Below are 12,933 nucleotides of genomic sequence, written 5' to 3'. Positions count from 1 at the left end.
GGCAGTGAAGGAGTGGCGCCGTACCCTTGCGGGTAAAGGGTTGGGAAGATGATTCCCGGACACAGCTTCGCCGCTCGCAGCCACACCTCCACACCGCTCCCTCCTCACGAGGACTCTCTTCGCCGAGACACCGATGGCCGGTCACGAAATCCCTGAACCCGCAGACCGCAAGCAGGTAGCCGACCCCCGGTCGGAACCGCGGACGGTCGAAGAGTCGCGCCCCTCGTGCGATCCAGCCTTCCGGCATGGGGTCGTGGTCGGTTTCGACGGCTCCATGTCCAGCGAACGAGCCCTCGCCTATGCCATCGGTATGGCGGGGAGGCACAGTTCCGGGCTGATCATCGTCCATGTGGCCAACCGGCTGCCGACCACGGTCTGGGCGGGCTGCGAGCCGCCGGTCTTCGTGGATGTGCCCGACCACCGCACCGAGGTGCTCGGGCTGGAGCTGGCCTGCGCGGACTACCTCTCCGACGTGCCGTGGGTGCTCGTCGAGCGCGGCGGTGACATCTGCCACGAGCTCGAGGAGGTCGGCCGCGAGTATGCGGCGGACGCCATCGTGGTCGGCTCCACGCACGGCCTCGTGGGCCGGATCTTCGGGTCCGTGGCGGGTCGTCTCGCCCGACGGGCCCAGCGCCCCGTCATCGTCATCCCCTGAGGCCCCGTAAGGGCCCCTGGCGGCCCGTCAGCCAGTGTGTGGCCCCGTCCGGCCCTGTGTCCGGCCGCCCACGAGCACGGAGCGGCCCCCGCACCCGCCGTGGCGTGGTGCGGGGGCCGCTCCCTGAACCGGCCGGCCGCTCGGGGCCGTCAGCCCTGGCCCGGGCGTGGCCCGCGCCGGACCACCGGCTCCGCGCCCCGGCCGCTGCCGTCCTACTCGACGGTGACCGACTTCGCCAGGTTGCGCGGCTTGTCGATGTCCCGGCCCATGGCCAGCGCCGTGTGGTACGCCAGTAGCTGGAGCGGGATCCCCATCAGGATCGGGTCCAGCTCGTTCTCGTTCTTGGGCACGACGAAGGTGTGGTCGGCCTTCTCCTGCTCGCGGTGGGCGACGGCGAGGATACGGCCGCTGCGCGCCTTGATCTCCTCCAGCGCGGCGCGGTTCTTCTCCAGCAGGTCGTCGTCCGGGACGATCGCGACCGTGGGCAGCGCGGGCTCGATGAGGGCGAGGGGGCCGTGCTTCAGCTCGGAGGCGGGGTAGGCCTCCGCGTGGATGTACGAGATCTCCTTGAGCTTCAGGGATGCCTCCAGTGCGACGGGATAGCCCCGCACGCGGCCGATGAACATCATCGACTGGGCGCCCGCGTACTCCTCGGCCAGCTTCTTGATCTCGTCCTCGGCCTCGAGGATCTCGCCGATCTGCGCGGGCAGCTTCCGCAGGCCCTCGATGATCCGCTTGCCGTCCGAGACGGACAGGTCGCGGATGCGGCCGAGGTGCAGTGCGAGCAGCGCGAAGGCGACGACGGTGTTGGTGAAGCACTTGGTGGAGACGACGCAGACCTCGGGGCCGGCGTGGACGTACATCCCGCCGTCGGCCTCCCGGGCGATCGCCGAGCCGACGACGTTCACGACACCCAGGACACGCGCGCCCTTGCGCTTGAGCTCCTGGACGGCGGCCAGCACGTCGTAGGTCTCGCCGGACTGGGACACGGCGACGTACAGCGTGTCGGGGTCCACGACCGGGTTGCGGTAGCGGAACTCGGAGGCGGGCTCGGCGTCCGCGGGGATGCGTGCCAGCTCCTCGATGAGGCCGGCGCCGATCAGACCCGCGTGGTACGAGGTGCCGCAGCCGAGGATCTTGATCCGGCGGACCCCGCGGGCCTCGCGGGCGTCCAGGTTGAGGCCGCCGAGGTGGACGGTGGAGAAGCGGTCGTCGATGCGGCCGCGCAGCACGCGGTCCACGGCGTCGGCCTGCTCGGAGATCTCCTTGTGCATGTACGTGTCGTGGCCGCCCATGTCGTACGACTCGGCCTCCCACTCCACCGTGGTGGGCGTGGCCGTCGTGGTCGAGCCCTCGGTGGTGTACGTGCGGAAGTCGTCGGCCTTCAGGGTGGCCATCTCGCCGTCGTCGAGCGTGACGATCTGGCGGGTGTGGGCGACGAGGGCGGCCACGTCGGAGGCGACGAACATCTCCTTCTCGCCGATGCCCAGGACGACAGGGGAGCCGTTGCGGGCGACGACGATGCGGTCGTTGAAGTCCGCGTGCAGGACGGCGATGCCGTACGTGCCCTCGACGGACTTCAGCGCCTCGCGGACCTTCTCCTCCAGTGTGGCGGCCTGCGCCCGGGAGATCAGGTGGACCAGCACCTCGGTGTCGGTCTCGGAGAGGAAGGTGACACCGTCCGCGACGAGCTTGGCGCGCAGCTCCGAGGCGTTGTCGATGATGCCGTTGTGGACGACGGCGACCTTGTTCTCCGCGTCCAGGTGCGGGTGCGCGTTCTCGTCGCTCGGGGCGCCGTGCGTGGCCCAGCGGGTGTGGGCGATACCGGTGGTGCCGGCGAACCGCTTGGGTACCCGGGCCTCCAGTTCGCGGACCCGCCCCTTGGCCTTGACCGTCTTCAGGACGCCCGGCTTCCCCGCCGCGGCCTTGCCCGTGATGACGATGCCCGCTGAGTCGTAGCCCCGGTACTCCAGCCGCTGCAGGCCTTCCAGCAGCAGTGGAGCCACGTCACGCTTCCCGATGTAACCGACGATCCCGCACATAGAGTCCTGCTTCCCATCGACGTACAGAGTGAGTGCCCGGCCGCCCGGCCGTTCGGCTTGCCCGGATTGTTCGGTCGGCCGTTCGATCGTTCAGCTGTTCGGTTGTTCAGCCGTAGACGATGCGGCGCAGCTGCCGGAGCGAGAGCTCCTGCGGTGCCACCGCCCGGTGCGGCAGCTCGGCCGCGATCCGCTCGAAGATCTCCGTGTTCACCAGGCCGCCGGACTGCAGTTCGCGGTGGCGGCGGCGGACGAAGTCCTCGGCCGTCTCGTCGAAGTACGCCAGCACGTCGAGGATCACCCGGGCCGCTTCCCCGCGCTGGAGCGGGGTGGAGCGTACGAGGTGGTCGACGAGGTCGTCATGCGACGGGCGGTGTTCGAGCACCCGTTGATATTGCTCGGAACGGACGGTATTCGCAAGAATTCTGCCCGATATCGGGCAGGAGGGCGTGCGGGTGCCTCGTGCGGTGGGCTCCCGGGTGCTTCAGGGACGCCCTTTTCGTGGCGTTGAACGCGTCGTCGGTGAGGATGTTCACCTCGCGCGGCTCACCTGAGGGCTGTCCCGCAATCCCGGGTGGATCGGCGCGCTGTCGGCGCGCGCCCGCCGGGTACCACAGGACAGGGAACGGCGGCGGCCGGGTGGCGGTGTACTGGCGGGGGGCCCTCACCGGTCCGGGGCCCTCACCGGTCCGGCGCACGTACCGACTGAACGGTACGGACGGTTCCCGACCGCCGCTGATCGGCCACCTCGGCGGCTTCCTCTCCGATCCGGGCGGAACGGTGGCCGGACCGGGGAGGAGCCCTTCGGTTCGGGGGGTCAGCTGACCTTCTTCGCCTTCTCGATCGCCTCGGCGAGGTCCTCGAGAATCGGCGCGCACTTGGCGTACGAGTAGATGGGCTCCGTCGTGCGCGGGACGACCTGGCCGGCCTTGACGGCGGGCAGCTGGGTCCAGGTCGGCTTGGAGGTCAGTGCGTCGGGCTGCAGGGCGGAGGAGCGGTTGTCCATCATGATGATGTCGGCGCCGTACTTGTCGACGTTCTCCCAGCTCAACTCCTCGAAGAAGCCCGCCGCGTTGACCTTGGGCTCGACGAACCGCACGCCGAGTTCCTGGAAGTACCGGGTGTCCGCGGACGTCTTGGCGAGCGAGACGTAGAAGAGGTCCTGGCTGGCGGAGCCGACCATGACCGTGATGTCCGGCCGGGACTTCGCGGCGGCGCGCAGCCGGGCGGCGGCCTTCTCGAAGCGGGCCTTCGCGTCAACGACAGCCGTGGCCTTCACGTCGGCACCGAGGGAGGCGGCGAGGTCCTCGTGGCGCTGGATCGCCTTGGGGACCGTGGTCTGCGCGGCCCACAGGGCCACGCTCGGTGCCAGCTTGAGGATCTTGTCCTTGGACTGGTCCGGCACGTACCAGAGGGCGTCCTTCTCCCACATGGCGGTGACGAGCAGCTCCGGCGCGAGAGCGGTGTACTTCTCCACGTTGAACTCGCCCCATACGTTGCCGAGTACCGTGACCTTGCTGATGTCGAGGTCGCCGGCCTGCACATCCGGCTTGCCGTCGGTGGTCTTCGTCGGGCCGAAGACGCCCTTGACCTCGATGCCGTAGTCGTGGAGCGCTGCGGCGACACCGATGAAGGCGACGATGTTCTTCGGTACGGAGCCGGCCTTCGCGGTCTGCCCGCGGTCGTCCTCGAAGCTCCAGGGGCCGGACTCGGCGGCTCCGGCCCCCGGGCCGGACTCCTGCGCGGAGTCGTCCCCGCACGCGGCGAGTACGGCTCCGAGGCCGACGGCTCCACCGGCGGCCAGCAGACCGCGGCGGGAGAGGGAGGGTATCCGGGCGTGGGGCATGTTCGATCTGCTTTCATGCGGGTCACGGCTGGCCGCCGACGGTTCGAAGGATAGGTTAGCCTAACCTTACGATCCGGACCCGGGGTGGCCGACGAAGGACTGTCCCGTGGTCCCTGGCGGATCAGCGCGCGGCGTCAGGTGCGGTGCATCGCACGGCGGAGGCGAGTCCGCACACCCGATGTGCATTAGGGCGTTCCGGCGGCGCGGCGCGGCGCCGTAGCTGTCGTCGCGCGCCCGCCAGGAGACGGGACAGCCCTCAGGGCCGCCCTCTCGTCGTCGAAGGAGCGGCCCCGCACGGCCCGGCGGTCCGTCAGGCGCCCATCCCCAACTCCCGTGCGATCAGTATCCGCTGCACCTCGCTCGTGCCCTCGCCGATCTCCAGGATCTTGGAGTCGCGCCACATCCTCGCCACCGGATACTCGTTCATGAAGCCGTAGCCGCCGTGGATCTGCGTCGCCTCGCGGGCGTTGTCCACCGCGACCGTGGACGAGTACAGCTTCGCGATCGCCGCCTCCTTCTTGAACGGCTCGCCCGCCAGCAGTCGCGAGGCCGCGTCCCGCCAGCCGATCCGGGCCATGTGCGCCCGCATCTCCATGTCCGCGATCTTGAACTGGATGGCCTGGTTGTCACCGATCGGCTTGCCGAACGCGTGCCGCTCCCGCGCGTACTTCACCGACTCGTCCACACAGCCCTGCGCCAGGCCCGTCGACAGGGCCGAGATGGCGATCCTGCCCTCGTCCAGGATGCGCAGGAACTGCGCGTACCCGCGGCCCTCCTCGCCCAGTAGGTTGGCCGCCGGCACACGCACATCGGAGAACGACAGCTCCCGGGTGTCCGAGGCGTTCCACCCGACCTTCGAGTACGGGGCGGCGACGGTGAAGCCCGGGGTGCCGGAGGGCACGATGATCGAGGAGATGCGCGGGGCGCCGTTCTCCTTGCGGCCCGTCACCGCGGTCACCGTCACCAGGTCCGTGATGTCCGTACCCGAGTTGGTGATGAAGCACTTGGAGCCGTTGATGACCCACTCGTCCGTCGCTTTGTCCAGCACGGCCGTCGTCCGCGTGCCGCCCGCGTCCGAGCCGCCGTCCGGCTCCGTCAGCCCGAAGGCGCCCAGCGCCTCGCCCGAACAGAGCCTCGGCAGCCACCGGCGCTTCTGCTCCTCGGTGCCGAAGCGGTAGACGGGCATGGCACCCAGCGAGACCCCGGCCTCCAGGGTGATCGCCACGGACGAGTCGACCCGGGCCAGCTCCTCCAGGGCGATCCCGAGGGCGAGGTAGTCACCGCCCATGCCGCCGTACTCCTCCGGGAAGGGCAGGCCGAAGAGGCCCATCCGCCCCATCTCCCGCACGATCTCGTACGGGAACTCATGGCGCTCGTAGAAGTCGCCGATCTTCGGGGCGATCACGTCGTGGGCGAACTCCTCGACGGTACGGCGCAGTTCCTCGTGCTCGGCGGTCAGCCGGTGGTCCAGGGACATGGGGTGGGTCACTCCTTGTGAGAGAGGGCACGGACGGTGCGGGACGGGCTGGGCCGGCCCAGTTGTTCGGCCATCCACACGCTCGTGGCGGTGAGTGCGCCGAGATCGACACCCGTTTCGACACCGAGGCCGTCGAGCATCCACACGAGGTCTTCGGTGGCGAGGTTGCCCGTCGCGCTCCTGGCGTACGGGCAGCCACCGAGGCCGCCCGCCGAGGCGTCCACCGTCGTCACCCCCTGCTGGAGCGCGGCCAGGGTGTTGGAGAGCGCCTGACCATAGGTGTCGTGGAAGTGCACGCCGATCGCGCCGGTGGGGATCCCCGCATCGTTCAGCGCGGTCAGCAGGGCCACCACATGGCCCGGGGTGGCGACACCGATGGTGTCGCCGAGGGAGAGTTCGTCGCAGCCGAGGTCCATCAGAGCCCTCGCGACCCGGACGACCTGGGCGATCGGCACCGCGCCCTCCCACGGGTCGCCGAAGCACATGGACAGATAACCGCGCACATGCACCGCCTCCGCCCTGGCGCGGGCCACGACCGGCTCGAACATGGCGAGCGACTCGTCCACCGTGCGGTTGAGGTTGCGGGCGGCGAACGTCTCGGTCGCCGAACCGAACACGGCGATCCGCCGGGCACCCAGGGCGAGCGCCCGGTCCAGCCCCCGCTCGTTCGGTACGAGGACCGGCAGGGCCACGTCCCCGACGTCCGCGATGTCCCCGAGCAGCGGGAAGAGCTGTTCGGCGTCGGCGAGCTGGGGCACCCACTTCGGGTGGACGAAGCTGGTCGCCTCGATCGTGGACAGCCCGGCCACGGCGAGCCGGCGCACGAACTCCGCCTTCACCTCCGTCGGCACGACGGACTTCTCGTTCTGCAGGCCGTCGCGGGCGCCGACCTCATGGATGCGGATCCGGGCCGGCAGGCCCTGCGCGGGCACCGTCATGGGCAGTCCGGTCCCGGTCACGACTCCTCCTTCGGGGCCACCACGGCCAGGATCTGGTCCATGGCGACCGAGGTCCCGGCGGTGACGTCCAGCTCGGTGACCGTGCCGGCGTGCGGGGCGGAGATGACGTGCTCCATCTTCATCGCCTCGACGACCAGCAGGCTCTGCCCGGCCGCGACCTCGTCCCCGACGGCCACCTTCACCACCGTGACCGTCCCGGGCATGGGCGCGGCGAGCGTGTCCGCGCCGGAGCGGGCGGCGCCGCTCAGCGACGCCGCCACCGGGTCGTGGTCCTGGACGTGCCAGGTGTCCCCGTCCCGGCCGAGCCAGACCCCGTCCGGGGAGGAGGCCCGGCTGAACGTACGGGTGAGGCCGTCAACCTCCACGGTGACGTGGAGCGGGTCCACCGCGACCAGCCGGGAGGCCTCCGCACCCGGCAGCGAGGGCAGCGGGCCGCACGCGTCGGCCGGCTCCTCCCGGTCCCCGGCGTGGCCGAACGTCAGCCGGGCCGTGCCCCCCGGCTCCGCACGCATCCCCACGCGCACCGGGTCGTGGCCCGGGACCCGGAAGTGGTGGAAGGTCTCGGCCGGTGTCCCGCCCAACCGCCAGCCGTTGGGTACCGAGAACGGGTCGACCCAGCCTGCGGAGGACGGCGGCGAGGGGGTACGCAGCAGCGCCGCCGCCGCGTACACCTCCTCCGGCACGCCCTCGGGCACCAGGCCGTCGGCCTCCCGCTCCACGAGACCGGTGTCCAGGTCGCCCGCGACGACCGCCGGATGGGCCAGCAGCCGTCGCAGGAACCCGGCGTTCGTCGGAACGCCCAGCACCACGGTGTCCGCGAGCGCCGCCCGCAGCCGGCGCAGAGCCGTCGCCCGGTCGGGTCCGTACGCGATGACCTTCGACAGCATCGGGTCGTACGTGCTGCCGACCGGGACGCCCTCGCCGAGACCCGAGTCCGTCCGCACCCCGCCGCCCTGCGGCTCGTGCAGTGCGAGCACCGTGCCGCCGGAGGGCAGGAAGCCGCGCGCCGGGTCCTCCGCGCAGACCCGTGCCTCGACGGCGTGCCCGGTGAGGGTGATGTCTTCCTGGGTGTACGGGAGCCGCTCCCCGGAGGCGACCCGTAGTTGCCACTCCACCAGGTCGAGACCGGTGATCAGCTCGGTGACGGGGTGCTCGACCTGGAGACGGGTGTTCATCTCCATGAAGTAGTACGACGAGGGGTCGTTGCCCGGGACGATGAACTCCACCGTGCCCGCGCCCACATACCCGCAGGAACGTGCCGCCTGGACGGCCGCCTCGCCCATCGCCGCCCGGGTGTCCTCGTCGAGCAGGACCGAGGGGGCCTCCTCGATGATCTTCTGGTGGCGGCGCTGGAGCGAGCACTCGCGCTCGCCGAGGTGCACGACACCGCCGTGCCCGTCGGCCAGGACCTGGATCTCGATGTGGCGCGGCCGGTCGATCCACCGCTCCACCAGCAGCGTGTCGTCCCCGAACGAGGCGCGCGCCTCACGCCTCGCCGCCGCGATCTCGTCCGCGAGCAGCGTCTCCTCCCGCACCAGCCGCATGCCCTTGCCACCACCGCCGGCCGAGGGTTTCAGGAGGACGGGGGTGCCGATCTTCCGTGCCGCGTCGGCCAGTTGCTCATCGGTGAGTCCGCTGCCGGAGGAGCCCGGCACCACCGGGACGCCGGCCGCCGCGACCGTCTCCTTGGCCCGGATCTTGTCGCCCATCAGGGAGATCGCCGAGGCGGGTGGGCCGATGAAGACGAGCCCCGCCTCCGCGCACGCCCGCGCGAAGGCGGCGTTCTCGGCGAGGAAGCCGTACCCGGGGTGGACGGCCTCCGCGCCCGTGCGCCGGGCGGCGTCCAGGAGCCGCTCCACGGAGAGATAGCTCTCGGCGGCCGCCGCCGGTCCGATCCGGACCGCGGTGTCCGCCTCCCGCACATGCCGGGCGTCCGCGTCCGCGTCGCTGAAGACGGCGACCGACCGCACACCGAGCTCGCGCAGGGTCCGGATGACCCGGACCGCGATCTCGCCGCGGTTGGCGACCAGAACAGTGCTGAACATGGAAGTCCTCACATCACATCCGGAAGACGCCGAACTGGGGATCACCCAGCGGGGCGTTGGCACACGCGGTCAGGGCGAGACCCAGCACCTGCCGGGTCTCCATCGGGTCGATCACGCCGTCGTCCCACAGCCGGGCGGTCGCGTAGTAGGCGTTGCCCTGCTGCTCGTACTGCGCGCGGACCGGATCCTTGAAGGCCTCCTCGTCCTCGGCGGGCCACTCCTCGCCGCGCCCCTCGATCTGGTCGCGCTTGACCGTGGCCAGCACGGAGGCGGCCTGCTCGCCGCCCATGACGGAGATCTTGGCGTTCGGCCACATCCACAGGAAGCGCGGCGAATACGCCCGCCCGCACATGGAGTAGTTGCCCGCCCCGTAGGAACCCCCGACGACCACGGTGAGCTTCGGCACCCGGGTGCACGCCACGGCCGTCACCATCTTGGCGCCGTGCTTGGCGATGCCACCCGCCTCGTAGTCCCGGCCGACCATGAAGCCGGAGATGTTCTGCAGGAAGACCAGCGGGATGGCGCGCTGGTCGCACAGCTCGATGAAGTGGGCGCCTTTCTGGGCGGACTCGGAGAACAGGATGCCGTTGTTCGCGACGATGCCGACGGGGTGGCCGTGGATGCGGGCGAAGCCGGTGATCAGCGTCTGGCCGTACTCCGCCTTGAACTCGGCGAAGCGGGAGCCGTCCACCACTCGGGCGATGACCTCCCGCACGTCGTAGGGGGTGCGGGAGTCGACGGGCACCGCCCCGTACAGCCCGGCGGGGTCGACCTTCGGCTCCTCGGCGGGCTCCACCGTCCAGGGCAGCGGCCCCCGGCCCGGCAGGGTCGCCACGATGTTCCGGACGATCCGCAGCGCGTGCGCGTCGTCCTCGGCGAGGTGGTCGGTGACCCCCGACGTACGGGAGTGCACCTCGCCGCCGCCGAGCTCCTCGGCCGTGACGACCTCGCCGGTGGCGGCCTTCACCAGCGGCGGACCGCCCAGGAAGATCGTCCCCTGGTTCCGGACGATGACGGCCTCGTCGCTCATGGCGGGTACGTACGCCCCGCCCGCCGTGCAGGACCCGAGCACCGCGGCGATCTGCGGGATGCCCGCACCCGACATCCGGGCCTGGTTGTAGAAGATCCGGCCGAAGTGCTCCCGGTCGGGGAACACCTCGTCCTGCATCGGGAGGAACGCCCCGCCCGAGTCGACCAGGTACAGGCAGGGCAGCCGGTTCTCCAGGGCCACCTCCTGGGCGCGCAGGTGCTTCTTCACCGTCATCGGGTAGTACGTGCCGCCCTTGACGGTCGCGTCGTTGGCGACGATCACGCACTCGCGGCCGCTGACCCGCCCGATCCCGGCGATCACCCCGGCCGCCGGCGCGGCGCCCCCGTAGAGCCCCTCGGCCGCCAGCGGCGCCAGCTCCAGGAAGGGCGAACCCGGATCGAGCAGGGTGTCCACACGCTCCCGGGGCAGCAGCTTGCCGCGCGCCACATGCCGGGCGCGGGCCTTCTCACCCCCGCCGAGCCGTGCCGTGGCGAGCCGCGTGCGCAGCTCCTCGGCGAGCGCGTGATGCGCCGCCTCGTTGGCCTGCCAGGCCTCCGAGGCGGGATCGGCCGCGCTCGTCAGGACCGGTGCCTGCTGCATCTGTCGAGCCCCCTTGCCCGTACCGCGGTGGTCGGCCGCCCGCACCGCGGGAGCCGACGAGAGTTAATGAGCGTTAACGCGTTGCGCTCAGGTTAACGAGCGCTAACCCGCCTGTCTAGAATGAATCCTCATGAGCACCCACGCCGCCGACCGCAACGCCGCCCGTGCCGTCCCCCGGGTCGCGGCCCCCACCCGTCGCGAGCAGATCCTCCGGGAGGCCGCCCGCCTCTTCGCCGAACGCGGCTTCCACGGGGTCGGTGTGGACGAGATAGGGGCGGCGGTCGGTATCAGTGGTCCCGGCCTCTACCGTCACTTCCCCGGCAAGGACGCGATGCTCGCCGAGCTCCTCGTCGGCATCAGTGAGCGGCTGCTGGAGGGGGGCAGGCTCCGCGTCACGGAGGACGCCGCCTCCCCGGGCGGCTCCCCGGAGGCGCTCCTGGACGCCCTCATCGAGGGCCACATCGACTTCGCCCTGGACGACCGGCCCCTGATCACCCTCCATGACCGTGAGCTGGACCGCCTGCGCGACACCGACCGCAAGCGGGTGCGCCGGCTCCAGCGGCAGTACGTCGAGGTCTGGGTCGAGGTCGTCCGCGCCCTCTACCCGGCGCTCGCGGAGAACGAGGCGCGCGTGACCGTCCACGCGGTCTTCGGCCTGCTGAACTCCACGCCCCACCTGGCCCGCCCGGAGGCCCTGCCGGGCCGCGCGGCCACGGCCGCCCTGCTGCACCGGCTGGCCCGCGGCGCCTTCGCGGCGGCGGGTGGCTGAAGGCTCCGGGAGAGGTGCGCGGTCCGCACGGGCCCGTGACGCCGCGTGGGGAGGGGGTGGTGACGGGGCGTCGTGCCGCACGCGCCGAACGGCGTGCGCCGTACCCTCCGGGCCGGCGCCGGGCAGGTGACTGCCGATCGCTGCCAGGTCGCGGTCAGGAAAAGTCGACAGAGTGCCGGTTCCGTACATAATAGGACTAATCGTCCATGTGACGGACAGTCGTCACATGGCTCCGCACAGTCCCGCCGTGCGTCCCGAGCCTGTCTCCTACGGTGCCCGGTGCGCGCGATCACCAGGGCCGATTCCGGTCCGCGGCCCGCCAGGTATGTCCCGGCCCCAGTGGCGGGCAGACCTCCAGGCCTCCGCACACATCGGGGGCAAGGGTGGGACGCGCCGCCGGTGACGCGCACATCGGCGGGGACGGCGGCCACCCGTTCCGACCCGACCGAGGAGAGCCGAAAGCTGTGGCTGATCACACGACACGTCGCCGGGGTTACCGGGAGGGTCTGGGCGGCGAGATGCTCGCCGAGTTCCTGGGCACCTTCGTCCTCATCCTGCTGGGGATCGGCTCGGTGGCCCTCACGGTCGCCGGCCTGCCCGGGTCCGGCCGCCAGGCCGTCCCCTTCGGACCCGCCGACTGGCTCATCATCGCCTGGGGCTGGGGCTTCGGAGTGATCTTCGGCGTGTACGTCGCCGGAGGCGTGACCGGCGCACACCTGAATCCGGCGGTCACGCTCGCCTTCGCCGTCCGGCGCTCCATCGCCTGGCGGAAGGTCCTGCCCTACTGGCTCGCCCAACTGGTAGGGGCCTTCGTGGCCGCCGCGCTCGTGTACGCGTCCTACCGCTGGGCGATCGACTCCTTCAACCAGAAGGCCGGCCTCGCCCGGGACAAATCGCTCCCCACCTTCTCGATCTTCGCCACCTTCCCGGCCGAGTACTTCGGGAACTCCTGGTGGGGCCCGCTGCTCGACCAGATCATCGGCACCGGCATTCTGCTGTTCCTGATCTGCGCGATCACCGACACCCGGAACATGTCACCGATGGGCAACCTCGCACCGTTCGTCATCGGCCTCGTCGTCGTGGCGATCGGCATGACCTTCGGTACGAACGCCGGGTACGCCATCAACCCCGCCCGCGACTTCGGTCCCCGCCTGTTCACCTTCTTCGAGGGCTGGGGCTCCATCGCTCTGCCCGGGAAGTACCAGTGGTTCAGCGGCTACTGGTGGATCCCCATCGTGGGCCCGCTGATCGGCGGCGTCATCGGCGCCGTGCTCTACGACCTGCTGATCAGCCCCCTGGTCAAGGCGCGCCGGGGCCCCGAGCAGGAGGGCCACGTCCCCGAGGAACCGACGCGCAAGCGCTGACACCCTCGGCCGGTGCGCCCTGCCCGCCCGCAGCGGCCCTCCAACGGACGCGCCCGGCGGGCAGGCAGGGCGGTCGGCCCCGATGCTGGTGACAGACGGTGCCGGCGCCCGCCCGGCGCGGCGCGTTCCAGCGGCGCGCCCTCTGTACA

General features: G+C 71.2%; 10 protein-coding genes. 3 read left to right on the top strand and 7 right to left on the bottom strand.

Annotation, left to right across the window (positions count from 1 at the left end; all coding sequences use genetic code 11):
* Window positions 1-133 precede the first annotated feature (133 nt).
* Window positions 134-655 carry a universal stress protein gene (locus tag ACH4VO_RS05190; RefSeq protein ID WP_360987665.1) on the top strand — a complete coding sequence of 174 codons (522 nt, stop codon included), beginning with the start codon at window positions 134-136 and terminating at the stop codon, window positions 653-655.
* A 212-nt stretch (window positions 656-867) separates the two neighbouring features.
* Here ACH4VO_RS05190 and glmS read toward each other — a convergent pair whose 3' ends face one another.
* The 7 genes from glmS to ACH4VO_RS05155 all read right to left on the bottom strand — a co-directional run bounded on the left by glmS (window position 868) and on the right by ACH4VO_RS05155 (window position 10,651).
* Window positions 868-2,697, bottom strand: a complete 1,830-nt coding sequence (gene glmS, locus ACH4VO_RS05185; RefSeq protein ID WP_360987667.1) for a glutamine--fructose-6-phosphate transaminase (isomerizing) — start codon at window positions 2,695-2,697, stop codon at window positions 868-870.
* Window positions 2,698-2,803: 106 nt separating this feature from the next.
* On the bottom strand, window positions 2,804-3,079 hold the full coding sequence (locus ACH4VO_RS05180) for a hypothetical protein (protein ID WP_360987669.1): 276 nt from the start codon (window positions 3,077-3,079) through the stop codon (window positions 2,804-2,806).
* A gap of 432 nt (window positions 3,080-3,511) precedes the next feature.
* Window positions 3,512-4,540: an ABC transporter substrate-binding protein gene (locus ACH4VO_RS05175; RefSeq protein WP_360987671.1), complete on the bottom strand. Its 1,029-nt coding sequence runs from the start codon at window positions 4,538-4,540 to the stop codon at window positions 3,512-3,514.
* 310 nt (window positions 4,541-4,850) lie between these two features.
* On the bottom strand, window positions 4,851-6,017 hold the full coding sequence (locus tag ACH4VO_RS05170) for an acyl-CoA dehydrogenase family protein (RefSeq protein WP_360987673.1): 1,167 nt from the start codon (window positions 6,015-6,017) through the stop codon (window positions 4,851-4,853).
* A gap of 8 nt (window positions 6,018-6,025) precedes the next feature.
* A complete protein-coding gene (locus ACH4VO_RS05165) occupies window positions 6,026-6,955 on the bottom strand; it encodes a hydroxymethylglutaryl-CoA lyase (RefSeq protein ID WP_360987909.1) in 930 nt (309 codons plus the stop codon).
* 17 nt (window positions 6,956-6,972) lie between these two features.
* On the bottom strand, window positions 6,973-9,021 hold the full coding sequence (locus tag ACH4VO_RS05160) for an acetyl-CoA carboxylase biotin carboxylase subunit (protein WP_360987675.1): 2,049 nt from the start codon (window positions 9,019-9,021) through the stop codon (window positions 6,973-6,975).
* A 13-nt stretch (window positions 9,022-9,034) separates the two neighbouring features.
* Entirely contained in the window at window positions 9,035-10,651 is a 1,617-nt protein-coding gene (locus tag ACH4VO_RS05155; protein WP_360987677.1) for a carboxyl transferase domain-containing protein, read from the bottom strand.
* A 130-nt stretch (window positions 10,652-10,781) separates the two neighbouring features.
* On the opposite strand from ACH4VO_RS05155, the gene ACH4VO_RS05150 reads away from it, so the two are divergent.
* Together ACH4VO_RS05150 and ACH4VO_RS05145 are read left to right on the top strand one after the other, a co-directional pair.
* Window positions 10,782-11,420: a TetR/AcrR family transcriptional regulator gene (locus ACH4VO_RS05150; protein ID WP_360987679.1), complete on the top strand. Its 639-nt coding sequence runs from the start codon at window positions 10,782-10,784 to the stop codon at window positions 11,418-11,420.
* Between the two features lie 518 nt (window positions 11,421-11,938).
* On the top strand, window positions 11,939-12,784 hold the full coding sequence (locus ACH4VO_RS05145; RefSeq protein ID WP_360987911.1) for an MIP/aquaporin family protein: 846 nt from the start codon (window positions 11,939-11,941) through the stop codon (window positions 12,782-12,784).
* The last annotated feature ends 149 nt before the right edge of the window (window positions 12,785-12,933 follow it).

This window comes from Streptomyces sp. NPDC020780 (assembly GCF_044334475.1).
In the GTDB taxonomy this organism is placed as follows: Bacteria; Actinomycetota; Actinomycetes; order Streptomycetales; family Streptomycetaceae; genus Streptomyces.
The sequence above is the reverse complement of the archived record's forward strand: the minus strand, read 5'-3'. Positions and strand labels throughout refer to the sequence as shown.